A 22817-nucleotide genomic window follows, 5' to 3' on the forward strand; every position below is an offset into this window, starting at 1 on the left:
CGGAACATGAGAACGAAGAAGTCCTCTCGCCTCGGCCGCCTCTCGCGGCTGGCCCTTGCCGGACTGGCGCTCGGCAGCCTTGCCGCCTGCAAGACCACGGAAGAAGCCACGGCGACCAGTCAGGTGCTTGTCGACAACGACTATCGCTTGCGCCACCCGATTGTCCTGGCTGAAACCATGGAAACCCTGGATCTGCCGGTCGGCTACTCCACCCGCACGCTTGGCGGCGCCCTTCAGGGCAGCGTCGAGGGCTTTGCGAAGGAAGCCCGCGCCAAGGGCAACGGCCGGGTCGAGATCCTCGTGCCCTCTGGTGCTGCCAACGAGATGGCGGTCCATGCGCTCACCCCGCAGATCCGCCGGGCACTCGCCCAGGGCGGCGTCGGGCAGGGGGCTCAGATGCTGAGCACCTATGCGGTCGAGGATGCAAACGCGGATGCGCCGATCCGTCTCGCCTATGCCCGGGTCAAGGCCGTTGCCGGGCCCTGCGGCAACTGGCCGGAGAACATCGGCGGCGGCGTGAACGTCAACAAGGACTACCACAACTTCGGGTGCGCCACGCAGGCGAACCTGGCGGCCATGGTCGAGAACCCTGCCGATCTCCTGGCGCCGCGGGCTGAGACCCCGGCCGACCAGCAGCGTCGCGCCATCATCTACAAGGGCTATCGGGCAGGCACCGGAACCTCGAGCCAGTACACCGAAGGTGTCGGCGCGCAAGTATCGGAATGATAAGGCAGATGAGCAGCGAGAATCCCATGTCTGACCCCTTCGGAAGCGGATCCTACCAGGCTTATGCCGACCGTCCGGCGGAGGTGCCCGAGGGCGCGTCCAACATTCGCGCGGTCCCGCGCATCTCGGTGCAGTGCTTCTGCCTGGACGACCGGACCATGCGCGCCATCGAAAGCGCGTCGGAAGACCGGCGTATGCAGAAGGCCCATGTGAAGGTCCACCAGGGCGGTCTGCCGGCAGCCATCGAGCATTACGCGCAGGCGCCGACCCCCAATCTCATCGTTCTCGAGGCCGGCGAGGACCGGCAGCGGCTGGTGGACGAGCTCGACCAGCTCGCCGAATATTGCGACGCTGGCACCAAGGTTATCGTGATCGGCCAGATCAACGATGTCAGCCTGTACCGGGAGTTGATGGCCAAGGGCATCAGCGAATATCTCGTCGCGCCGATCGATCTCTTCCAGTTCATTGCGGCCATCGGCGAGCTCTATGGCGAGCCGGGTGCCGAACCGCTGGGACGGACCATTGCGTTCTTCGGTGTGAAGGGCGGCTGCGGGGCCTCCACCATCGCGCACAATTGCGCCTGGGCCCTGGCGCGCAACTACCGCAACGAGGTGACGGTCGCCGACCTGGACCTGCCCTTCGGCACCGCCGGGCTGGACTACAATCAGGATCCGCTGCAGGGGGTCTTCGAGGCCGTGTCGTCCCCGGAGCGTCTGGACGAGACCTATCTCGACCGCATCATGGCCAAATGCTCGGAGCATCTGACCCTTCTGGCGGCGCCCGCAACCCTCGAACGCGCCTATGACTTCAGCGAAAGCGCCTTCGACGGCCTCATGGACGTGATGCGCGCTGCCACGCCGACCATCGTGCTCGACGTGCCCCATTGCTGGAACGGCTGGACCCGCCAGATTCTCACCCATGCCGACGACATCGTCGTGGTGGCCGAGCCGGATCTGGCGAACCTGCGCAATGCGAAGAACGTGATCGACAGCCTGCGCCAGCTGCGCCCCAACGATGCGCCGCCCCATCTCGTGCTCAACCGCACGAACATGGCCAAGCGGCCGGAGATCAAGCCGGAGGAATTCGCCACGGCCCTTGGTCTCAAGGCCCAGCTCTCCATTCCCTTCGATCCGCAGCTCTTCGGAACGGCGGCAAACAACGGCCAGATGATCGCGGAAGTCGATGCGAAGCATCCGGTGGCCGACATGTTCGGCGAACTGGCGACGCTCGTCTCCGGACGCAGCGACGTGAACAAGGTCAAGCGCACTGCGCTCAAGGGTCTTCTGTCTAAACTCACCCGCAGGTCTGCCTGAGGGCACACGCGTAACACGGCACACACGGGACTAGGCGACGCATGTTTGGAAGACGCGGGACATCGTTCGAAAACGACGTGAGGGCGCGGCCGGCGCCCCCGCCGGAGCCGGCTGTCTCCAAGGCGCCGCCTCCCGCGCCCGAGGCCCCCGCGCCGAGCGCACCCAAGGCCAGTGCACCGGCACCTGCAGCGCCGGCCGAGGGCCGTCCGAAGTCTGCTGAATATTACGAGACCAAGGGCCAGATCTTCAGCGCCCTCGTCGAGGCGATCGACCTGTCCCAGCTCAGCCGTCTGGGGCCGGAAGACGCGCGCGACGAAATCCGCGATGTGGTCAACGACATCATCGCCCTGAAGAACGTGGTCATGTCGATCGCCGAGCAGGAGGACCTGCTCGACGACATCTGCAATGACGTTCTGGGCTACGGGCCGCTGGAGCCTCTGCTGGCCCGCGACGACATCGCCGACATCATGGTCAACGGCGCCCACACGGTTTACATCGAAACCGAGGGCAAGGTTCAGAAGACCGGCATCAACTTCCGCGACAATGCCCAGCTGATGAACATCTGCCAGCGCATCGTGAGCCAGGTCGGCCGCCGCGTCGACGACAGCAGCCCGATCTGTGACGCCCGTCTTCCCGATGGCTCCCGTGTCAATGTGATCGCCCCGCCACTGGCTATCGACGGTCCGGCCCTCACGATTCGTAAGTTCAAGAAGGACAAGCTGACCCTCGATCAGCTGACCCGCTTCGGCTCGATCACCCCGGAAGGCGCGACGATCCTGCAGATCATCGGCCGGTCCCGCTGCAACGTCCTGATCTCCGGCGGTACCGGCTCGGGCAAGACGACCCTGCTCAACTGTCTGACTGCCTATATCGATCTGACCGAACGCATCATCACCTGCGAAGACTCCGCCGAACTTCAGCTGCAGCAGCCCCATGTGGTGCGTCTGGAAACCCGCCCGCCGAACCTGGAAGGCGAGGGCGAGATCACCATGCGCGACCTAGTGAAGAACTGTCTGCGTATGCGTCCCGAACGCATCATCGTCGGCGAAGTGCGTGGCCCGGAGGCCTTCGATCTCCTCCAGGCCATGAACACCGGCCACGACGGATCCATGGGCACGCTCCACGCCAACTCCCCGCGTGAAGCCCTGTCCCGTCTGGAATCGATGATCACCATGGGCGGCTTCTCGCTGCCGTCCCGCACCCTGCGCGAGATGATCGTGTCTTCCATCGACGTGATCGTGCAGGCCGCCCGCCTTCGCGATGGCTCGCGCCGCATCACCCACGTCACGGAAGTGGTGGGCATGGAAGGCGACGTGATCATCACCCAGGACATCTTCCTCTATGAAATGATGGGCGAAGACGCGAGCGGCCGCATCATCGGCCGTCACCGCTCGACCGGCATCGGCCGTCCGAAATTCTGGGAGCGCGCCCGCTACTTCGGTGAGGAAAACCGCCTGGCGGCGGCGCTCGACGCCTCGGAGCTTCCCGAATACAGGGATGAAATGGCATGACCCTCGCCGAGATCCAGAACCTTCTCGGGCCCCAGGTCACCTTCCTGGCCATCGCCCTTCTGGCTGCCTTCAGCATTGGCGGCGTGCTCTTTGCCCTGTTTCAGCCCGTGCTCTCGGGCAGCAAGCGCCAGAAGGAACGGCTCACCACCATCTCGTCCCGTGCGCAGGCCGTGGATACCCGCTCCAAGGCCCGCGACGGCGAGCGGCGCCGGCGCTCGGTTCAGGATCAGCTGAAGGAGTTCGAGGAACGGCAGAAGTCCCGCGCCGACAAGATGCGCAAGCAGAACCTGAACCAGCGGCTCGAACAGGCGGGGCTGGCCTGGGACCGCAAACATTTCATCTATTTCAGCATCGGTTGCGGCATCGTCTTCACCCTGATCGGCTTTGTCATCAGCAAGAACCTGCTGATCACCCTGGGCTTTGCCTTTGCCGGCGGACTGGGCGTGCCCCAGTGGTTCGTCAATTTCCGCCGCAAGAAGCGCTTCAACGCCTTTCTTGAAGAGTTGCCCGGTGCGGTGGATATCATCGTGCGTGGCGTGAAGGCCGGTCTGCCGCTGGGCGACTGCATCAAGATTGTCGCCAAGGAAGCGCCGGAGCCTGTCCGCAGCGAGTTCCAGAAGATTGTCGAAACCCAGGTCATGGGCATCTCGCTCGCTGATTCCGTGGCGCGTCTGCCCGAGCGCATGCCGCTGGCCGAAGCGAATTTCTTCGCCATCGTCGTCGCCATCCAGCAGAAGGCCGGTGGCGGCCTGTCCGAGGCGCTGGGCAACCTTGCCAAGGTGCTGCGCAGCCGAAAGGCCATGAAGCGCAAGATCACGGCCCTCAGCTCCGAAGCCAAGTCGTCGGCCATGATCATCGGCGCCCTGCCGTTCCTCGTCTCCGGGATCCTGTTCCTCGTGGCGCCGGACTACATCGGCCTGCTCTTCACCCGCTCCGGCGGGCACATGATCATCGCCGGCGGGCTCTTCTGGATGTTCATCGGCATCATGGTGATGCGCAACATGATCAACTTCGACTTCTAGGCAGGCACGGTCATGTTCGATCCCGCAGAGTTCATGAATTCCCGTTTTCTGATCGCGCTGCTGACCCTGGTGGCGGTGACGGGCACCTTCTTCTCTCTCGTCATGCCAATGTTCGACCGCAGCGGCCTGAAAGGGCGGATGAAGACGGTGGCTCTGGAGCGCGACAAGCTGCGAGCTCGCGAGCGCGCGCGCCTTGCCGCCGAGGGCAGCCACGATCCGCGGGCCTCCCTGCGCCTGAAGCCGAAGGAGAACGTGAAGAAGATCGTCGACGAGCTGAACCTGAAGCAGATGCTCTCCGACGAACAGACCCAGGACAAGCTGCGCATGGCGGGCTACCGGGGGACCGGTCCGCTCTACACGTTCCTGTTTGCACGCATCGTCACGCCGCTGATACTCATGGTGATCGCCGGCTTCTACATCTTCATGCTGGCGCCGCCGAGCCTGCCGACCCTGACCAAGTTCACCAGCGTGCTCTTCGTGTCCGGCATCGGCGTTTTCCTGCCCAACATCTATCTCCAGAACAAGATCACCAAGCGCCAGCTTCTCATCCGGCGCGCCTGGCCCGACGCGCTGGATCTCATGCTCATCTGCGTGGAATCCGGCATGTCCATCGAGGCGGCCTTTGCCCGGGTGGCCGAGGAGATCGGCATCCAGTCCGTGCCGCTGGCCGAGGAGCTGACGCTGACGAATGCCGAGCTTTCGTTCCTCAGCGATCGCCGTCAGGCCTATGAGAACCTGGGCAAGCGCACCGGCGTCGACGGGGTGAAGAACGTCATGCTCGCGCTCATCCAGGCCGAGCGCTACGGCACGCCGGTCGGCAACGCCCTGCGCGTCATGGCCGACGACAACCGCGACCAGCGCATGCAGGAGGCCGAGAAGAAGGCAGCCTCCTTGCCGCCCAAGCTCACCGTGCCGATGATCGTGTTCTTCCTGCCGGTACTCTTCTGCGTCATTCTCGGTCCTGCGGTCATGCAGGTCATGGATCATTTCAAGTAGGCAGCACGCACGGTCGCGCGACGACAAAAAAGCGGCGCCCGTTCGGGGGCCGCTTTTTTCATGTTCATCAGGTGAATGAAGACTGGCTCAGCCCCGGGCGGAGCCGAGCATTTCCCGCAGATAGGCGATGTTGGCGCGGGCTTCCTCGCCGCTCAGATCCATGGTCGCCACCTGTTCGGCTTCCTGGAACTTGCCGCGCAGGCCGAGCACCAGCGCCAGGTTCTGGCGCACCCGGGCATCCGACCCTTGCAGGGCGACGGCCCGGCGCAGGTTGTATTCCGCCTCGGGCAGCTCGTTGGAGAGCAGGTGCGACAGCGCCAGATTGTTCAGGATCGAGGGATCATCCGGCACGATCTGCAGGGCCTGATGATAGAGCGAGCGGGCACGCTCGTGATTGCCCATCTGGTCGAGCACGGCCGCTTCCGCCGACAGCAGCCGCCAGTCGGGCTGGGCCGGGTTCTGCACCCGCTTGATGACGTTGAGCGCTTCCTCGAACTGACCGTTCATGGCCAGAACCTTGCCATAGGCCGAGGCGATCGGCTGGTTGTCCGGGTGCTGAAGCACACCCTTGCGCAGAACGGCCATGGACTGGGCGGTTTGGGCATTCAGGGTCAACGCATTGGCATAGCCGAGGATCGCGTCTGCATCCTGCGGATTCTGGTCATAGGAGGCAGCCCAGCGGGCGACGGCGGAGCGGGCCTCCGAGGTGCCGGGCATCGCGTCGCCGCTGGCCGGAGCCGCATGGGTTGCGACCGCCGCCTGGCGCGAGCTGGAACACCCGCCAAGGGCCGTGGCCGCCACCACCGCCAGAACCACGCAGGCCGAGCGAATGCGCGCGTTGCGGCGCAGTCGGGGGGAGGCCGGGGCAGGGTGCGGGCAAAGCGGTGCCATGGGGTTTTCCTCAAGCAGACAAACGGGACCAGTCTTGCAATTCGCCTGAGTAGTAGCTTGTTAACCCTAATGTTTCCTTAAACTCGCCGAGGAGGCCGCACCGGCTCGCCAGTTGCCAAAGTCCGGGCGACCCCATATCAGGAAGGAGCAGGCATGGCCGCTGTGTCGCCCGAGCAGGGGGCACTTGGCCGCTGCCGACCGAGACCCGCCCGCCGCCAAGATCCGCAGACCCCAAGGAGGCCCCCTTGCGCCACGTCCTCATCCGCGAAGCCGATGCCGTTTCTCCCGTCACCGTTCACGCCGTGACCGAGGCCGGATTGCCCGATCTTCTGGAGCGTCTGGGTGGCCCCGCGGCGGCCTGGGCAGCGCGCCAGGGCTACACCGCGCAGGAGGGCAAGGCCCTGCTCGTGCCCACCCAGTCCGGTGGCGAGGCGGTGCTCTTCGGCTGCAGCCCTGCTGGCCCGGCCCACCCCTTCGCGCTTGCAGCCCTTGCAAACGACCTTCCGGCTGGCGACTATCAGCTTGAGGACGGCTTCCCCGCAGCAGCGCAGGCCGTGCTCGGCTTTGCCCTGTCCAGCTACCGCTTCACCCGCTATCGGGCGTCGTCTGCCGCCCAGAGTCGTCTGGTCGTGCCGGCCGACGTGGATCTGGAACGCATCTGTGTCATCCTGGACGGTGTCCAGCTCGCCCGCGATCTCATCAACACCCCGACCAATGATCTGGGTACGGAAGACCTCGCCCGCGCGGTGCAGGATCTCTTTGCCGCCCATGGCGGAAGCGGCAGCGTCATCGTGGGCGATGATCTGCTCGCGCAGAACTTCCCGATGGTTCACGCGGTCGGGCGGGCCAGCACCAACCTGCCGCGCCTGGCGGACTTCACCTGGGGCGATCCGGAGGCCCCGAAGGTCACGCTGGTGGGCAAGGGCGTCGTGTTCGACACCGGCGGGCTCAACATCAAGCCGGGCAGCTCCATGGCCCTGATGAAGAAGGACATGGGCGGGGCGGCCAATGTGCTGGGTCTGGCCTCCATGATCATGGCGGCGAAGCTGCCGGTACGCCTGCGGGTGATCATTCCCTGCGTGGAGAACGCGATCTCCGCCAATGCCTTCCGTCCCGGCGACATTTTGCCGAGCCGCAAGGGCCTCACCGTCGAGATCGGCAACACGGATGCGGAAGGCCGGCTGATCCTCGCCGATGCGCTGGCGCTGGCCGACGAGGAGGCACCGGAACTGCTGATCGACATGGCGACCCTGACGGGTGCGGCTCGCGTGGCGCTGGGACCGGACCTGCCGCCCTTCTACACGGATGACGAGGATCTGGCCGAGGACATCTCGATCTTCGCCGAGGCGAGCGAGGACCCGCTGTGGCGCCTGCCGCTCTGGCAGCCCTACATGAAGTATCTCGACAGCAAGGTCGCCGACATCAGCCACATCAACACCTCCGGCACGGGCTTCGCCGGGTCGATCACCGCGGCTCTCTTCCTGTCGCGCTTCGTCGAGAAGGCGGAAAGCTGGGCGCATTTCGACATCTACGGCTGGGCTCCCTCCGATCGGCCGGGCCGTGTCGCGGGCGGTGAGGCCCAGGCGATCCGGGCGCTCTTCGATCTGATTTCGGATCACTATTCCGGCGAATAGATAACGCCTCCGAAACGAACTTGTGCTTCACTCTCGCAAACACAGTCGGGGACATGGAGACACAAGGGTCGGGACATGGGGGTCGAGATCCGCGCCGGTCAGGCGCTCAAGCTGATGCACGAGGTCAATCTGGCCCTCGTGCGCGACAGCGATCAGGACTTGTCGGCCCGCCAGCTGACGATCCTGCTCACGGTCTATCTGGAGCCGCCTCCCCACACGGTGAGGGGGCTCGCCGCCAAGCTCAACGTGACGAAGCCGGCCATCACCCGGGCACTCGACACGCTGGGCGGCATGCGGCTTCTCTCCCGCAAGCGGGATGAGGCCGACCGTCGAAATGTCATCATCACCCGCACGGTCGACGGATCGCTCTATCTGGAGCGGCTCGGAGATCTCGTTGCGGAGAAGGCCGCAAGCCTGCCCTGGTGAACCCCGGGTCGGGCTGCGACCCGCCCGGGTCCCGTCAGTACTTGTTCATTTCAACGGCCGCCTCGCGACCGGATTCGTCCCATGGACGCGCCCCGTCGCCCTCACTTCGGAATTGTCTCAGATGTCTGCCTCCTTCGACCGTCGCCTTCACCCCGTCCGTCCCGACCTTGCCGCCCGCGCCTATGAAGGCAGGGTGGAGGCTGGCCGCTTTGCCGAGGGGGGCGAGCGCCAGGTGGTGCGGGATTGTCTCGACCTGCGCCGTGATCCGCGTCCCGACTGCGGTGTGGACACCCAAGCGCTCTTCGGCGAGACCTTCACGGTCTTCGAGGAAACCCCGGAAGGCTGGGCCTGGGGGCAGCTGGGCTCCGACGGGTATGTAGGCTGGGTCGCCTCGGACGGTCTGGGCGATCCGGTGACGCCGACCCACCGGGTGCGCGCACTGCGCAGCTTCCGCTATCCCGGAGCCGATCTGCGCCTGCCCCCGGTCAGTCTCGTCTCCATGGGCAGCGAAGTCAGCGTGGTCGGCCAGGCCACCACGCGGGGACTGGACTACGCCCTTCTTGCCGACGGCACCGCCATGGTCGCGAAACATCTGGTGCCGCTCGACCACGTGGAGCCGGACTGGGTGGCTGTTGCGGAAGAATTCGTCGGCACGCCCTATCTCTGGGCCGGGCGGACCAGTCTGGGTCTCGACTGCTCGGCCCTCATCCAGGTCGCGGCGCGCACCGGTGGGCACCGGCTTCTGCGCGACAGCGACATGCAGGAGGCGGGATCCGGCACCCTGCTCGGCGCCGGCGCTCTGGAGACACCCCGGCGCGGCGATCTGGTCTTCTGGAAGGGCCATGTGGCCGTCATCACCGATCCGGAGACCATCCTTCACGCCAATGGATATACGATGACGGTGGCCTATGAGGGTCTGAAGGCAGCCCTGGCCCGCATCGGCGCGAATGAGTTCGGTGAAGTCACGGCCGTTCGTCGCCTGCCCTGAGCAAGCGCCGCCTCAGCCGGGGAACATCTGGATGCCGATCCGCCGCAGCGGCGTATCGGCGCCTTCCCGGGTGAGGCAGGTCAGGCTCTCCATTCCCTGCACATAGCAGATGAGGGGCAGCGAGCGCGCTCGAAGCGCCGCATAGGCCTCCTGGTCAAGGCTCTCGTCCGGCACGAAGGGGAACTCCTCCCCCTCCGGCGCCTCGGCACCTGCGCGCCATTCCGGCAGGGAGGCCGTCGTGTCATGGGTGACGTTGACGGTCAGCCAGTCGCGCAGCGCATTGTCCATGTCCTGACCGGTCTTCACCCATTCGAACACCAGCAGGTCATGGGCGGGAAGCACATCGGACCAGACCACCTCATCGTCCACAGTCCGCACCTGAAGTGCGAGCCGCGCCGTCGAGCAGTCTCCGGCGCTCGATCCCCGTGCGATCAATCCGCCGGGCCACGTGGTTTCGAAAACGGCGGGGCACTGGTCTCCGTCAGCCCGCGCAACGGGCCCACCCAAGGGAGACAGGGCAAGCAGCGTTGCCGCAGCGAGAAGCCCTGACATTCTGGCGAAATGCGGCATGGTCAAATGCGGCATGGTACAGTCCTTTCACGAGCCCTGTGGGCGCGAGGGTTAGAGATCGGGCAGGCGCGGCCGGTCTGCGTCGTCGTCGCGCTCAGAACGTCCGGTGGCAAGCTCCGAGCGCTCGGACGGAGCCTCACCCAGCTCCAGCTCCTCGATCTTGCGCCCGCGCCGGGAGATCTTGTCCGTCGAGATCAGAATCTGGTCGATGTCCTTGTTGGCCTGGGCGAAGTGGCTCTGCAGCTTGCCGACCCGGTCGTTCAGGCGGCTCACGTCATCCAGCAGCCTTGTCACCTCGGCCTGGATCAGATGGGCCTGTTCGCGCATCCGGGCATCGCGCAGGACGGCTTGCACCACCTGGATCGACAGCATGAGGAGAGACGGAGAGACGATCACCACCCGGCTGCGATGCGCCTTCTGGACGAGGTCCTCGAACCGTTCGTGCAACTCGGCAAAGATGCTTTCCGAGGGTACGAAGAGAAAGGCCGTCTCCTGGGTCTCGCCGGGGATCAGATATTTCTCGCCAATGTCCGTGATGTGCTTGGTGAAGTCGCGGCGGAACTGGGTCTGGCCGATTCTCAGCGCCTCGTCCGTCTCCGCGTTGCGGATCAGGTGAAAGGCTTCGAGCGGGAATTTCGCATCGATGGCCAGCGGCGGGGCGCCATTGGGCATGAAGATCAGACAGTCGGGACGCACGCCGGACGAAAGGGTCGCCTGAAAGCTGTAGGCGCTCGACGGCAGCTGGTCCTGAATGATCAGCTCCATCCGGCCCTGACCGAAGGCGCCGCGCGTCTGCTTGTTGGCAAGGATCGACTGCAGCTCCACCACCTGACCGGACAGATCGGTGATCGTGCGCTGGGCCCGGTCGATCACCGCCAGCCGCTCATGAAGCTGGCGCAGGCCTTCGAAGGTCTGCTTCGTCGTGTCGGCCATGGAGGTGCCCAGCCGCTGACCCATGCCGTCCAGCCGCTCGTTCACCGCGCGCATCATGTCCGATTGCCGCGATCCGAAGACCTCGGCCATGGTCTGCATGCGGCCGGAAATTTCGCCCTGAGACTGGAGCAGCCGGGCCAGATGATCTTCCAGATCGTGGATCCTCTCGCTGGCCGCCAGCTCTGTTTCGCTGTTGCGCCGGATCTGGGCGCGCGCGCCCATCAGCAGGAAGACCATGAGCAGAAGCAGGAAGAGCCCGCCGCCGATGGCAGCCTCGAGTGAGGTGACGGGCGTTGTGCCCCAAGTGAAGAGAACCGTGTTCATGGAAACAAACATAGAACGATTCTGACGTTCCCACATCCGGGGATCGCACATGCGCGCAAAGCGATCTGTCAGGCAAAGGGACAGCGTGACGGGGGCATCCCCTCCGGTCGAGTGACTGCAAGTTTCGCAAAACAATCGGTAATGTGCTGAAAAAACAAGCACATGAATGGTAAAAATATCAATGAAGAATTTACCGATCAGGGCGTCTTCTGATGGAAATCAGCCACAGGTTTCGCCATGCGTTCTTTCCGATGTGTCCCGCTCGCCTTCGTCCTGTTCAGCGCTCTCGTGGTGCCCGGTCTCGCGGATGAGGCCGCGCTTCAGATCCAGATCGAGGAGCTGAGGCACAGTGTCGCGGACCAGCAGAGCAATTCGGACCACATCTGGACGATGATCGCGGCAACCCTCGTTCTGTTGATGCAGGCCGGGTTCCTGCTGCTCGAGGCCGGATCCGTGCGGGCCAAGAACTCCATCAACGTCGCCCAGAAGAACGTGGTCGACGTGCTGCTCTCCGTGGCGGTCTTCTATCTGGTGGGCTTCGGTCTGATGTTCGGCACGTCCGCCGGGGGCTGGTTCGGCACGGATCTCTTCGCCTTCGACATGACAAGCGACTGGAACTTCACGTTCTTCGTGTTCCAGGCGGTTTTCGTCGGAACGTCTGCGACCATCATGTCCGGGGCCGTGGCCGAGCGGATGAAATTCTCCGCCTATCTGGTCATGTCCGTGGTCATCGCGCTGGTCATCTATCCCGCCTTCGGCCATTGGGCCTGGGGCAACCTGCTGAACGGCGACAATCCGGCCTATCTGGGCGATCGCGGCTTCATTGATTTCGCCGGCTCCACCGTGGTTCATTCGGTGGGGGCCTGGATCGGCCTTGCCGGTGTCCTGGTGCTGGGGCCGCGGCTCGGCAAGTTCAACGCTGACGGCTCTGCCAACACCATTCAGGGTTACAGTGCGCCACTGGCTGCCGCCGGCGGTCTGTTGCTGCTGGTGGGTTGGTTCGGCTTCAACGGCGGCTCCACGACGGCCGGCACGCCTGCCTTTGCCCGCATCATCGCCAACACCCTGCTGGCCGCCGTCTTCGGCGGGGTCGGCGGGTTGATGCTCGGTGCGGCCCTCGACAAGGTCTTTCTGCCCATGCGCGCCCTCAACGGCATGCTGGGCGGACTGGTCGCCATCACGGCCGGGTGCGATGCGGTCGGCCCGCACGGGGCGGCGATCATCGGTCTGCTCGCCGGGTGCCTCGTGGTCGTGTCGGAACTCTTCATCGAGCGGACCCTCAAGCTGGACGACGTGATCGGTGCCGTGTCGGTTCATGGCATCTGCGGCGTCTTCGGCACCATCGTTCTGGCGGTCTTCGCCCTCGACGAGAAACTGGCGGCCGGGTCACGCCTCGACCAGCTGCTGATTCAGACCGAGGGGGCAGCCCTTGCCTTCGTCTGGAGCTTCGGCGTCAGCTTTGCCGTGCTCAAGGGGCTTGACCTTCTCTATGGGATCCGCGTTTCGCAGGAGGACGAGGAACAGGGCCTCAACATCGCCGAACATGGCGCGACGCTGGGCACCGGCGAGATCCAGCGCCAGCTTCTGGCCATGACGCAAGGCCAGGTCTGCGACCTGCGCACCCGCTTCGACGAAAATTCCGGTGACGAGGCCGCCGAGATCGCCCAGATCCTGAACCCCTTCCTTGGGCGTCTTCAGAACCTGATCGGCAATATCGCAAGCCAGGCCGATGCGGTGGGCGCTCGCTCCGAGGATCTCGCCCGTCTTGCGGGGTCCGTGCGCGACAATGTGCGCCACGTCGATGATGTCTCCCGCTCGAACACCGATGCCGCAGGCTCGGTGCGGGGCAAGCTCGACGAGAACTCGGGGCTTCTGTCCAGCATGAACCGGGAAGGGCAGGCGGTTGCGGCCGTGGCCATCGACATGGCCTCGCAGATGACCGCCATGGCCGCCGCCGTGGAACAGGTGGCGGAAGCCGTCACCCGGATTGGCAGCGAGGCGGAGGCCGCCGACACGGTGTCCCGCGAGGCCGCTCATTTCGCCGAGGCCGCACAGGACACGGTCGATACGCTCAAGGAGGCTACGGACCAGATCAACGAGATCGTCGCCTTCATCCTGGACGTCTCGGGCCGCACCAACCTTCTGGCGCTGAACGCCACCATCGAGGCGGCGCGCGCCGGCGATGCGGGTCGGGGCTTTGCGGTGGTCGCCTCCGAGGTCAAGGATCTTGCGGTCCAGACCGCACGGGCGGTTGAAGACATCCAGCAGCGGGTCGCCAGGGTCCAGACCGGATCCGACGAGATCTTCTCCGGCATCGCTCAGCTCACCCAGGTGGTCCGCACGATCTCCCTCGCGGTGTCCAACATCCGGGGCGTGGCGGGCGAACAGTCGGTTCTCGCCCATCGCATCACCGGCAACGTGCGCGCCGTGGTCGAGCACAGCAACGGCGTGACCGAACGCATCCGCGGGCTGGCCGGCTTCATCGAGACCGTCGATGGCAACTCCGTTGAGATGACCCGCATGGCCACCTCCTTCGAGGGTGGGGCAGGGCGGCTCCGCAGCCAGGTGGAAAGCGGTCAGCGTTCGGCGGAAGTGCTCGGGCATTCCTCGCGCAGTCTGGCGGACGTTTCCGGCTCGCTCCAGAAGGCAGTCAGAACCTTCGCCGTCTAGGATCCGATGCCCGGGATCCGTCGATTCGCGTTGACCTGATCCCGCGCTTTGCCTATGTGGAGCCCATGACCAAACGCGCGATCATCACCATTCCCGATCCGGTTCTGCGCCAGACGTGCGAACCGATCGTCTCCATTGACGACGGCATCCGCCAGCTGGCCGACGACATGCTGGAAACCATGTATGACGCCCCGGGCATCGGCCTGGCCGCCAGCCAGATCGGCGTGCTGCAGCGCATGTTCGTCCTCGACGTGTCGAAGGAAGAAGAGCCCAACGCACCGATGGTCTTCATCAACCCGAAGATCGTGTGGGAGAGCGAGGAGCGCAGCGTCTATCAGGAAGGCTGCCTGTCGATCCCCGAGTACTATGAAGAGGTGGAACGGCCGGCGAAGGTGACCGTGCAGTTCCTTGACCGTCTGGGCGCGGAGAACGAGATCACGGCGGACGGCCTTCTGGCCACCTGCATCCAGCATGAGCTCGATCACCTCAACGGCACCCTCTTCATCGACTACCTGTCGAAGCTGAAGCGCGACCGGGTGATGAAGAAGTTTGCCAAGCAGGCCAAGCTGACCGCCAAGGGCTGATGTGCAGGCGCGCGTCTCGCGCGCAGCCGTTTACCCCCGGCCCCAACCTTCGGAAGAGACCATGGATCTTCGCATCATCTTCATGGGCACGCCGGACTTTTCCGTGCCGACCCTGATGGAAATCGTTGGCCAGGGCTACGAGGTCGTGGCCTGCTACTCCCAGCCCCCGCGTCCTGCGGGTCGCGGCATGGAGCTGAAGAAGTCGCCGGTGCATGAGGCCGCCGAATCCTTCGGCATTCCGGTCTTCACGCCCGTCAGCCTGAAGGATCCGGAAGAACAGCGCCGCTTCGCCGAGCTGGATGCGGATGTGGCCGTCGTCGTGGCCTACGGCCTTCTGCTGCCGCAGGCGATCCTCGATGCGCCGCGTGAAGGCTGCCTGAACCTCCATGCCTCCCTGCTGCCGCGCTGGCGCGGCGCCGCTCCGATCAACCGGGCGATCATGGCCGGCGACACGGAAACCGGCATTCAGGTCATGCGCATGGAAGCGGGTCTCGACACCGGCCCGATCTGCATGTCCGAGACGGTCGCGATCGAACCGAACATGACCGCTTCCGACCTGCATGACCGCCTGTCCGCGCTCGGTGGCGATCTGATGGTGCGGGCGCTGGCCGCTCTCTCCCGCGGGGCGCTGATGCAGACGCCCCAGGCCGAGGAGGGCGTGACTTACGCATCCAAGCTCTCCAAGGACGAGACGCGCATCGACTTTGCGCAGGACGCCAAGGCGGTGCACAATCACATTCGCGGTCTCTCGCCCTTCCCGGGCGCGTGGTTCGAGATGCATCGCGGCGACAAGCTGGAGCGGGTCAAGGTCCTGCGCAGCCAGCTCGTCGAGACGGATCCGGCCGCAGCCGAGCCGGGCACCCTTCTGGACGCGGAAGGCAACGGACCGATTCTGGCCTGTGGCGCGGGCGCGGTGCGTCTGACCCAGGTGCAACGGGCGGGCAAGACGGCCGTCAGCGGCGCGGAGTTCCTGCGCGGGCTGCAGGTCGCCGTCGGCGACAGGCTCGCCTGAGAGAAGCGGCCGCAGAAGCCCCGAAGTCTCCGGAAGGCCGTTTGAGGCACCTGTGAGCCGGGCTCGGATCGGGGAGAGGAAGAGGTTCATGAGCGACGACGCAAATGCTTCCGATCTGGTCCTGCGACCGGCAACCGAGGCGGATGAAACGGCCATTGGCGAGCTGGTGACCGCTGCCTTCGGTCAGGGCAACGAGGCGCATCTCCTGGAACGCCTGCGCTCCTGTGGAGCGCTGGTCCTCGAACTCGTTGCACAGACCCACCGGGGCCGGCTGCTCGGGCATATCGCCTTTTCGCGGGTGACCCCGGCCGATGTGGGCCCCGGCCGCGATCTGGCGGTCACCTGCCTTGCGCCCATGGCGGTCTGGCCGGAGTTCCAGCGGCAGGGCATCGGGGCCGAGCTCATCCGCCAGGGGCTGGATCAGCTGAGCGATCAGGGCGAGGATCTGGTCCTTGTGCTGGGGTCGCCGGCCTATTATCCGCGTTTCGGCTTTTCCGCCGAACTGGCGCGGCATGTGAAGGCGCCCTATGCGGGCAATGCCTTCATGGCCTGTGCACTGAGCGAGGCGGGCCAGAACTGCCTGCCCGTGACCGTGGCCTTTGCCACTCCGTTTCAAGAATTCGAGTAACTGCCGCGATGCCGCGATACAAGCTGACCGTGGAATATGATGGCCGCCCCTTCTGCGGCTGGCAGCGACAGGCCAATGGCCCGTCCGTTCAGGCCGTGATCGAACGGGCCATCCGCGCCTTCTCCGGCGAGGAGGTCACGATCGGCGGCGCAGGCCGCACGGATACGGGTGTCCATGCCACGGGGCAGGTCGCCCATGCGGATCTGGAGAAGGACTGGCCGGAGAAGACCGTGCTTGGCGCCCTGAACTTCCATTGCCAGCCGGATCCGGTCGCCATTCTCGCGGTCGAGAAGATGCACGAGGGCTTCGACGCCCGCTTCTCCGCCATCCGCCGGGCCTATCGCTACCGCATCCACAACCGGCTGGCGCCGCTGACCCATCAGCGCGGGCTGGCCTGGCACGTCAAGCCGGAGCTGGACGCGGAGGCCATGCATGCCGCCGCCCAGGAATTCGTCGGCCATCACGACTTCACCACCTTCCGCCACTCGCGCTGTCAGGCCAAAAGCCCGGAGAAGACGCTGGAGCATTTCTCCGTGCGCCGCGAAGGGGAATTCGTCATTGCCGAGTGTTCGTCGCGCTCCTTCCTGCACAATCAGGTGCGCTCCATGGTGGGCACCCTGCGGTTGGTGGGCGAGGGCAAGTGGGGCCCGGGCGCCATCACCGACGCGCTGGCCGCGCGCGACCGCCGCGCCTGCGGGCCCGTGGCCCCGGCCGATGGCCTCTATCTGACGCGGGTGGACTACCGCCCTGCCGAGATGGACCTGGAAGCTGCGCGGATCTGGGGTGACCGGAGAAAGGCAACGGCGGGCAAACTTGCGGCGCCCGCCGGCTTCGATGTGTCTGACGCCGACCTGGACGCAGACGAGGACGACGCGGACTGACCAGCCCGCGCCGAGCGCGCTATTGGGCCTCGCCCTCGGACACCACGCAGGCCTTGTAGAGATGCCAGGTGGTGTGACCCAGGATGGGCAGGGCGAAGATCAGCCCGGTGAAGAAGGGCATGATCGCGATCACGAGCGAGACGGTGACCACAAGGCCCCAGCCGATCATCGGCACGGGCGAGGTCAGCACCGCGCGCACGCTGGTGATCATGGCGGTGATGAAATCCCGGTCTTCTTCCAGCAGCAGCGGGAAGGAGATCACCGTCAGCGAGAACAGGATCAGCGACAGGGCCGCGCCGACGAAATGGCCGACGATGAGGAACATCCATCCGTCGCCGGTGGACAGCACCTTGTCCATGAAGCTGTCGAGGCTGGCGAAGGACTGGAAGCCCATGAAGAGCGCCAGCAACAGCCGCACCTGATACATCCACATGATCATCACGAAGAGCACGACGAAGGCCATCCATGCCAGTTCGCGCCCCTTCTGGGCCCACATGGTGGCCAGAAGCGAGGACCAGGTGATCCTTTCGCCGGTCTGCAGACGCCGGCTCACCTCATAGAGGCCGACGCAGGCAAAGGGTCCGATGAGCGCAAAGCCCGCCGCCAGCGGATAGCTGAGATAAGACATGCCAAAGGCGGACGCGCACAGCACCACGAAGAGGCCACCGAAGGCGAAGAACGCCCCGAAGGTCAGTCCGTAGACCGGCGCGGTGTGAAAATCCTGCAACCCGGCGCGGAACGCACGGGTGATGTCATCCCACGTGATCTGGCGCACCTTGGGCAGGGGGCGAAACTCTGCCGGCTTGTCCACGCCGGTAATGGTTGTCTGTTCGTTCATGGCCTCCTCCCGAAACCTCTCCCGAGCACATGGTCTCAAGTCCTCCGCCCCTCGGGGAATGCGCCCCTCGGGCCTCCTGTGCGGAGAAACCTTGCGTCATCATGACCCGATCCGACCACTTCCGCTAGTGGAGTTTCGTCGATGCTTCAGCCCCGTGAGACGGTCTGTGGCAGGTGTCCTTCGGAAGGCGGCAAGGCAAGACGTCGGCCGCGGCTGGAGCCGGCGTACCCGTGCCGCAGACCCTTGCCCAATCGGGGCTTGATCCGCCGGGCGGCAGGGACTACCTCCAGACCGCAACATTCCGAACCCGGTGACCGCAGCTCATGTCCAAGACCCCTGTCGAGATCAACGCGACCCCCGGCCTGTTCTGGCTCTTTGCCAGTCCCTTCGGGCGGGTCTCCAGAAAGGTCTACTGGCTGGGCTTCCTTCTCATCTGGGCGATCGTCGGCCTGGCCGTGAACATGTGGCTGAATTCCGTGCCGCCGGAAGAGGACCTGCTGGGGCTCGACATCGCCAGCTTCATGGAATCCAATCCGCTCTTCCCCATCCTGTTCCTGGTGCTCCAGTGGCTGGAGCTGGCGCTGGTGATCAAGCGCTGCCAGGACATGGGCATGCCCGGCTTTGCCGCGGCTCTGATCTTCGTGCCGGTGGTCAATGTCCTCGCCGTTATCCTGCTCGGGCTCTTCCCCAGTGCTCGCGGCCCCAACCGATATGGTCCCTTCCCAGACAGCTATTATCGCGGCAAGGCTTGACGCCTGCGCCGCGACGCCGTCTCCTGCCCCTCAACCGGCGCGTCCCCCGCGCCCCCCTTGCGTCCCAGTCACGCTCCAGTGTCCGACCAGTCCGAGATCCCATGTCCCAGTCGCTTTCCCCCGCCGTTTCCATCGCCCGTGACCTGATCCGCTGCCCCTCCGTGACGCCGGAAGAAGGCGGAGCCCTTGCCTTCCTCGAGACCCTGCTCAAGGCACGCGGCTTCACCGTCGACCGCCCGGTCTTCAAGGATGCGGACACGCCGGACGTGGAGAACCTGTTCGCCACCATCGGCAGCGGCGCGCCGCATTTCGTCTTTGCCGGTCATACGGATGTGGTGCCGGCCGGACGGGAAGCGGACTGGAGCCACGGGCCCTTCGCCGGGGAGATCGCCGACGGCATTCTCTTCGGTCGCGGCGCGGTGGACATGAAGGGCGGGATCGCTGCCTTTGCCGCCGCTGCCCTGTCCTTCCTCGACAAGGCGGGCGACGCCTTCACCGGCACCCTGTCCTTCCTGATCACCGGGGACGAGGAAGGCCCGGCGGTGAATGGCACGGACAAGCTTCTGGCCTGGGCGGCCGAGCGCGGTCATCGCTTCGATGCCTGCATCGTTGGTGAGCCGACCAACCCGGACGCTCTCGGTGATGCCATCAAGGTCGGCCGTCGCGGGTCGCTCTCCGGCGTGGTCAGCGTGGAAGGCGTGCAGGGTCATGCGGCCTATCCGCATCTGGCCGACAATCCGATCCCGGGCCTGATGCGCCTGATGACCGCTCTGAATGACGTGGTCTTCGACGAGGGCAACGAGCGCTTCCAGCCGACCAATCTGGAGATCGTGACCTTCGACGTGGGCAACCCGGCCTTCAACGTGATCCCGGCCCGGGCGGAAGCCCGCTTCAACGTGCGCTTCAACGACAGCTGGAGCCAGGAGACCCTGCGCGACCGCATCACCCAGGTGCTGACCCAGGCCGCTGGCCCGGATCTGAAGTGGAACATCTCGTTCCGCCGCGATGGCAGCGACAGCTTCCTCACCCGCGACGAGGCCCTGATCGCGGCCCTCGGCAAGGCCATCGAGGCGGAAACCGGCCGCACGCCCGAGCTCTCCACAGGCGGCGGCACCTCTGACGCCCGCTTCATCAAGAACTACTGTCCGGTGGTGGAATTCGGGCTGGTCGGTCAGACCATGCACAAGGTCGACGAGTGCACGCCAGTGGCGGATCTCGATCGGCTCGCCGCCATCTACGAGCGGTTCCTCGAGAGCTATTTCGCAGCATCCGTACAGGGCTGAGGCAATGATCAGTGGCATGGAAATCCGCGAGGCAGTGAAGGGCAGCTGGTTGCTGTTCTGCAATCGTCCCGAGGGCATCCGCCACTTCGACGTCTCGCTGCCCGGCTTCTGGCGGTCCTTCCTCGTGCTGGGGCTGCTGCTGCCGTTCTTCGTCGTGTCCGGTCAGGCCCAGTGGCAGCTGATGATCGCGGAGAGCGAGTTACCGGTCGAGGCGCTGCCCCTCGGCACTTTCTGGCTGACGCGAAGCGCCGGCCTGATCGTGGAATGGCTGACGCTGCCTCTTCTCCTCGCCGCGCTGGCCGGCTGGATTGGCATTGGCCGGACCTATGTGCCCTTCATCATCGTGCGCAACTGGTCCGCGCTGCTGATCAGTCTGCCCTATGCGGTGGCGAGCCTTGCCTATCTGCTCGGGATCATTCCCTCGGGCTTTTTGGTGCTGGTCACCCTGAGCATCATTCCGGTGATGCTCTGGTTCCAGTTCCGCATCGCCCGCCATGTGGCGCAGGTCAGCGTTTCCGTTGCCATCGGGCTGGTCATCCTCGACACGGCCCTGTCCCTCGTCATCGGCGAGGTGATGGCGCGCCTCTTCCAGCTCTGAGCTTGCCGTCTGCCTCGGCCTGAAAACACGAAAGCCGCCCCGAAGGGCGGCTTTCTCAGCTTGCGCGCAAGATGCTCGGATCAGTCGCGCAGCAGTTCGTTGATCGCGGTCTTGGAGCGGGTCTGGGCGTCCACGCGCTTCACGATGACGGCGCAGTAGAGGCTCGGGCCCGGCGTGCCGTCCGGCAGCGGCTTGCCCGGCATGTTGCCCGGAACCACAACGGAATAGGCCGGCACCTCGCCGATGAAGACTTCACCGGTGTTGCGGTCGATGATCTTGGTGGATGCGCCGATGAAGACACCCATGGACAGCACGGCGCCTTCGCGGACGATCACGCCTTCGACGACTTCCGAACGGGCGCCGATGAAGCAGTTGTCCTCGATGATGACCGGGCCGGCCTGCAGGGGCTCCAGAACGCCGCCGATGCCGACGCCGCCCGACAGGTGCACGTTCTTGCCGATCTGGGCACAGGAGCCGACGGTGGCCCAGGTGTCGACCATGGTGCCTTCATCCACATAGGCGCCCAGGTTGACGAAGGACGGCATCAGGACCACGCCCTTGCCGATGAAGGCGGAGCGGCGCACGGTGCAGTTCGGCACCGCACGGAAGCCGGCTTCCTCGAAATCGACGCCACGCCAGCCGTCGAACTTGGAGGGCACCTTGTCCCACCAGGTCGCATCGCCCGGACCACCCTTGATCACTTCCATCGCGTTGAGGCGGAAGGACAGCAGGACGGCCTTCTTGGCCCACTGGTTCACCACCCAGTCGCCATCCTTCTTTTCGGCCACGCGCAGCTGGCCGCGATCGAGCAGATTGAGGGTCTTGTTGACCGCGTCGCGAACGTCCCCGGTGGTGTGGACGTCAATGTTGGCGCGATCTTCGAAAGCCGCGTCGATGGTCTTCTCAAGACCGGCGAAATCAATGGTCATCGGGATGCCTTGTCTCATGCGCAGGTGAAAGGAACAGGTGGGCGGACCTAAGCCGTGGTCGGCGCCGATGTCAAGGAGAAGCACCACCCGCAGACGAGTGAAAGACTTCAGCGTTTCTCAACAGTCCTTGAACTCGGAATTGCGGCTTCTGTTCGATGAACAGGATAGATTGCGCTCCTTGCCCCGTTTCCGAACCCTGAGGTTGGCTCAAGTGGAACTGTGGATTCCCATCACGATTTTTGCCGCCTTCTGCCAGAACCTGCGGTCGGCCCTTCAGCGGCATCTCACCGGCGGCATCGGTGCGGAGGCGGCGACCTTCATCCGCTTCGGCTTCGGTCTGCCGTTTGCCGTGCTCTATTGCGCGGTCCTCTGGCTCGTGCTTCGGCCGGATTGGCCAGACGTGGGCGCCGATTTCCTCTGGGCGGTGCCCCTGGGCGGTGGCGCCCAGATTGCGGCGACCTTCCTGCTGCTGCGCCTCTTCACCCTGCGCAACTTCGCCGTGGCAACCGCCTATTCCAAGACCGAGCCGATCCTCGCCGCCGTGTTCGGCCTCGTCCTGCTGGGCGAACGCGTGACCTGGGCCATGAGCGGGGCGATCCTGATCGGGGTGGCCGGTGTCGCGGCCATCAGCCTTGGCAAGGGCAAGCCCAGCTCTGAGCGCGAGGGGTGGTGGCAGCGCGTCGGAAAGCCCGCCTTCTGGGGCATTGGTGCGGCCGCGCTCTTCGGGGGATCGGCCGCCTGTTACCGGGTGGCCTGTCTCTCGCTCGAGGGCGTGCCATTCCTCTTGCAGGCAGCCCTCGCGCTTGTGGCCGTGACGGCCCTGCAGAGCCTTGCCATGGGTCTCTGGATGGTGCGATTCCGGCCGGAGCAGTTGCGCGCGACGGCCCGGCAATGGCGCGCGGCCACACTGGTCGGACTGGCCGGTGTCAGCGGCTCCATGGGCTGGTTCACAGCCATGTCCCTGCAGCAGGTGGCCTATGTGCGCGCGCTCGGTCAGGTGGAACTGCTCTTCACCTTCGCCGTCTCGGTTCTCGTCTTCCGCGAAAGGCTCGGCCCGCGCGATCTGCTCGGCTGCCTGATGATCCTGGGCAGCGTCCTGCTGATCATCCTGCTGCCACGTTAGGCAGGGAGGCTTTCCTTCGTCATGACGAAGGAGGGGCCGGCGTGCGCGAACAGAGGCGCTATCGCAGGGGCACGCAGCGTGCGGCATGCTTCCCGTTTTGCTGTCCCTGCGCAGGTCAGCGTCTTGTGACCCTTCGACCGGACAGACACCACCCCCACCATCGTCACCCCGGACGAAGGCAAAGC

22 protein-coding genes are annotated in these 22817 nt (G+C 65.3%); 17 read left to right on the top strand and 5 right to left on the bottom strand.

Annotated features, from left to right (window positions below):
• Positions 1–6: 6 nt before the first annotated feature.
• The 5 genes from FR728_RS00925 to FR728_RS00945 are packed head-to-tail and all read left to right on the top strand — an operon-like array spanning position 7 to position 5568.
• Positions 7–726, top strand: a complete 720-nt coding sequence (locus FR728_RS00925; RefSeq protein ID WP_149890786.1) for a CpaD family pilus assembly protein — start codon at positions 7–9, stop codon at positions 724–726.
• 26 nt (positions 727–752) lie between these two features.
• A complete protein-coding gene (locus FR728_RS00930) occupies positions 753–2039 on the top strand; it encodes a CpaE/TadZ family protein (RefSeq protein ID WP_149890787.1) in 1287 nt (428 codons plus the stop codon).
• Positions 2040–2080: 41 nt separating this feature from the next.
• A complete protein-coding gene (locus FR728_RS00935) occupies positions 2081–3550 on the top strand; it encodes a TadA family conjugal transfer-associated ATPase (RefSeq protein ID WP_149890788.1) in 1470 nt (489 codons plus the stop codon).
• Positions 3547–4572, top strand: coding sequence for a type II secretion system F family protein (locus FR728_RS00940; protein WP_149890789.1), 1026 nt, complete (start codon positions 3547–3549; stop codon positions 4570–4572). The genes FR728_RS00935 and FR728_RS00940 overlap by 4 nt, the downstream gene beginning before the upstream one ends.
• A 12-nt stretch (positions 4573–4584) precedes the next feature.
• Complete coding sequence (locus tag FR728_RS00945) at positions 4585–5568, top strand: type II secretion system F family protein (RefSeq protein ID WP_149890790.1); 984 nt, start codon at positions 4585–4587, stop codon at positions 5566–5568.
• 87 nt (positions 5569–5655) lie between these two features.
• On the opposite strand, the gene FR728_RS00950 is transcribed toward FR728_RS00945, so the two are convergent.
• On the bottom strand, positions 5656–6459 hold the full coding sequence (locus FR728_RS00950; protein ID WP_149890791.1) for a tetratricopeptide repeat protein: 804 nt from the start codon (positions 6457–6459) through the stop codon (positions 5656–5658).
• Between the two features lie 245 nt (positions 6460–6704).
• Here FR728_RS00950 and FR728_RS00955 point away from each other — a divergent pair, with 245 nt between their 5' ends.
• The 3 genes from FR728_RS00955 to FR728_RS00965 all read left to right on the top strand — a co-directional run bounded on the left by FR728_RS00955 (position 6705) and on the right by FR728_RS00965 (position 9507).
• A complete protein-coding gene (locus FR728_RS00955; protein ID WP_149890792.1) occupies positions 6705–8093 on the top strand; it encodes a leucyl aminopeptidase family protein in 1389 nt (462 codons plus the stop codon).
• A 75-nt stretch (positions 8094–8168) separates the two neighbouring features.
• Complete coding sequence (locus tag FR728_RS00960; protein ID WP_149890793.1) at positions 8169–8519, top strand: MarR family transcriptional regulator; 351 nt, start codon at positions 8169–8171, stop codon at positions 8517–8519.
• Between the two features lie 121 nt (positions 8520–8640).
• On the top strand, positions 8641–9507 hold the full coding sequence (locus tag FR728_RS00965; RefSeq protein ID WP_149890794.1) for a C40 family peptidase: 867 nt from the start codon (positions 8641–8643) through the stop codon (positions 9505–9507).
• A 12-nt stretch (positions 9508–9519) separates the two neighbouring features.
• Here the strand turns inward: FR728_RS00965 and FR728_RS00970 are convergent, their stop codons facing one another.
• Both FR728_RS00970 and FR728_RS00975 read right to left on the bottom strand, forming a co-directional pair.
• On the bottom strand, positions 9520–9876 hold the full coding sequence (locus FR728_RS00970) for a hypothetical protein (protein ID WP_149890795.1): 357 nt from the start codon (positions 9874–9876) through the stop codon (positions 9520–9522).
• Between the two features lie 252 nt (positions 9877–10128).
• Positions 10129–11346, bottom strand: coding sequence for a DNA recombination protein RmuC (locus FR728_RS00975; protein WP_244304345.1), 1218 nt, complete (start codon positions 11344–11346; stop codon positions 10129–10131).
• 225 nt (positions 11347–11571) lie between these two features.
• Here FR728_RS00975 and amt point away from each other — a divergent pair, with 225 nt between their 5' ends.
• The 5 genes from amt to truA all read left to right on the top strand — a co-directional run bounded on the left by amt (position 11572) and on the right by truA (position 17109).
• A complete protein-coding gene (gene amt, locus FR728_RS00980) occupies positions 11572–14004 on the top strand; it encodes an ammonium transporter (protein ID WP_149890796.1) in 2433 nt (810 codons plus the stop codon).
• Between the two features lie 65 nt (positions 14005–14069).
• Complete coding sequence (def, locus tag FR728_RS00985; protein ID WP_149890797.1) at positions 14070–14588, top strand: peptide deformylase; 519 nt, start codon at positions 14070–14072, stop codon at positions 14586–14588.
• A gap of 61 nt (positions 14589–14649) precedes the next feature.
• On the top strand, positions 14650–15600 hold the full coding sequence (fmt, locus tag FR728_RS00990; protein WP_149890798.1) for a methionyl-tRNA formyltransferase: 951 nt from the start codon (positions 14650–14652) through the stop codon (positions 15598–15600).
• Between the two features lie 88 nt (positions 15601–15688).
• A complete protein-coding gene (locus tag FR728_RS00995; RefSeq protein WP_149890799.1) occupies positions 15689–16228 on the top strand; it encodes a GNAT family N-acetyltransferase in 540 nt (179 codons plus the stop codon).
• 8 nt (positions 16229–16236) lie between these two features.
• Positions 16237–17109 (top strand): tRNA pseudouridine(38-40) synthase TruA, encoded by an 873-nt coding sequence (gene truA, locus FR728_RS01000; RefSeq protein WP_149890800.1) that lies wholly within the window; start codon positions 16237–16239, stop codon positions 17107–17109.
• Positions 17110–17128: 19 nt separating this feature from the next.
• Here the strand turns inward: truA and FR728_RS01005 are convergent, their stop codons facing one another.
• Positions 17129–17947 carry a DUF2189 domain-containing protein gene (locus FR728_RS01005; RefSeq protein WP_149890801.1) on the bottom strand — a complete coding sequence of 273 codons (819 nt, stop codon included), beginning with the start codon at positions 17945–17947 and terminating at the stop codon, positions 17129–17131.
• A gap of 323 nt (positions 17948–18270) precedes the next feature.
• Between FR728_RS01005 and FR728_RS01010 the strand changes: the two genes are divergently transcribed.
• The 3 genes from FR728_RS01010 (at position 18271) to FR728_RS01020 (ending at position 20580) form a co-directional block, all read left to right on the top strand.
• Positions 18271–18699: a DUF805 domain-containing protein gene (locus FR728_RS01010; protein WP_149890802.1), complete on the top strand. Its 429-nt coding sequence runs from the start codon at positions 18271–18273 to the stop codon at positions 18697–18699.
• A 101-nt stretch (positions 18700–18800) separates the two neighbouring features.
• The gene (dapE, locus tag FR728_RS01015) at positions 18801–19982 is read left to right on the top strand and encodes a succinyl-diaminopimelate desuccinylase (RefSeq protein ID WP_149890803.1); all 1182 of its coding nucleotides are present in this window, start codon (positions 18801–18803) and stop codon (positions 19980–19982) included.
• Between the two features lie 4 nt (positions 19983–19986).
• Entirely contained in the window at positions 19987–20580 is a 594-nt protein-coding gene (locus FR728_RS01020; RefSeq protein WP_208998606.1) for a hypothetical protein, read from the top strand.
• Positions 20581–20660: 80 nt separating this feature from the next.
• Here FR728_RS01020 and dapD read toward each other — a convergent pair whose 3' ends face one another.
• The gene (dapD, locus tag FR728_RS01025; protein ID WP_149890804.1) at positions 20661–21509 is read right to left on the bottom strand and encodes a 2,3,4,5-tetrahydropyridine-2,6-dicarboxylate N-succinyltransferase; all 849 of its coding nucleotides are present in this window, start codon (positions 21507–21509) and stop codon (positions 20661–20663) included.
• A gap of 211 nt (positions 21510–21720) precedes the next feature.
• Here dapD and FR728_RS01030 point away from each other — a divergent pair, with 211 nt between their 5' ends.
• Complete coding sequence (locus FR728_RS01030; RefSeq protein WP_149890805.1) at positions 21721–22632, top strand: DMT family transporter; 912 nt, start codon at positions 21721–21723, stop codon at positions 22630–22632.
• Positions 22633–22817 lie beyond the last annotated feature (185 nt).

The sequence above is a fragment of the Roseibium aestuarii genome (assembly GCF_008477545.1).
GTDB classification, from domain to species: domain Bacteria; phylum Pseudomonadota; class Alphaproteobacteria; order Rhizobiales; family Stappiaceae; genus Roseibium; species Roseibium aestuarii.

Excerpts from the sequence above, each read along its gene's own strand:
- FR728_RS01010 (WP_149890802.1), top strand. The coding sequence starts at position 18,271 with ATGTCCAAGACCCCTGTCGAGATCAACGCGACCCCCGGCCTGTTCTGG.
- truA (WP_149890800.1), top strand. The coding sequence starts at position 16,237 with ATGCCGCGATACAAGCTGACCGTGGAATATGATGGCCGCCCCTTCTGC.
- FR728_RS00965 (WP_149890794.1), top strand. The coding sequence starts at position 8,641 with ATGTCTGCCTCCTTCGACCGTCGCCTTCACCCCGTCCGTCCCGACCTT.
- dapE (WP_149890803.1), top strand. The coding sequence starts at position 18,801 with ATGTCCCAGTCGCTTTCCCCCGCCGTTTCCATCGCCCGTGACCTGATC.
- FR728_RS00925 (WP_149890786.1), top strand. The coding sequence starts at position 7 with ATGAGAACGAAGAAGTCCTCTCGCCTCGGCCGCCTCTCGCGGCTGGCC.
- fmt (WP_149890798.1), top strand. The coding sequence starts at position 14,650 with ATGGATCTTCGCATCATCTTCATGGGCACGCCGGACTTTTCCGTGCCG.
- FR728_RS00995 (WP_149890799.1), top strand. The coding sequence starts at position 15,689 with ATGAGCGACGACGCAAATGCTTCCGATCTGGTCCTGCGACCGGCAACC.
- FR728_RS00940 (WP_149890789.1), top strand. The coding sequence starts at position 3,547 with ATGACCCTCGCCGAGATCCAGAACCTTCTCGGGCCCCAGGTCACCTTC.
- amt (WP_149890796.1), top strand. The coding sequence starts at position 11,572 with ATGCGTTCTTTCCGATGTGTCCCGCTCGCCTTCGTCCTGTTCAGCGCT.
- FR728_RS00950 (WP_149890791.1), bottom strand. The coding sequence starts at position 6,459 with ATGGCACCGCTTTGCCCGCACCCTGCCCCGGCCTCCCCCCGACTGCGC.
- FR728_RS00975 (WP_244304345.1), bottom strand. The coding sequence starts at position 11,346 with ATGTTTGTTTCCATGAACACGGTTCTCTTCACTTGGGGCACAACGCCC.
- FR728_RS00960 (WP_149890793.1), top strand. The coding sequence starts at position 8,169 with ATGGGGGTCGAGATCCGCGCCGGTCAGGCGCTCAAGCTGATGCACGAG.
- FR728_RS00945 (WP_149890790.1), top strand. The coding sequence starts at position 4,585 with ATGTTCGATCCCGCAGAGTTCATGAATTCCCGTTTTCTGATCGCGCTG.
- def (WP_149890797.1), top strand. The coding sequence starts at position 14,070 with ATGACCAAACGCGCGATCATCACCATTCCCGATCCGGTTCTGCGCCAG.
- FR728_RS00930 (WP_149890787.1), top strand. The coding sequence starts at position 753 with ATGTCTGACCCCTTCGGAAGCGGATCCTACCAGGCTTATGCCGACCGT.
- FR728_RS01005 (WP_149890801.1), bottom strand. The coding sequence starts at position 17,947 with ATGAACGAACAGACAACCATTACCGGCGTGGACAAGCCGGCAGAGTTT.
- FR728_RS00935 (WP_149890788.1), top strand. The coding sequence starts at position 2,081 with ATGTTTGGAAGACGCGGGACATCGTTCGAAAACGACGTGAGGGCGCGG.
- FR728_RS01020 (WP_208998606.1), top strand. The coding sequence starts at position 19,987 with ATGATCAGTGGCATGGAAATCCGCGAGGCAGTGAAGGGCAGCTGGTTG.
- dapD (WP_149890804.1), bottom strand. The coding sequence starts at position 21,509 with ATGACCATTGATTTCGCCGGTCTTGAGAAGACCATCGACGCGGCTTTC.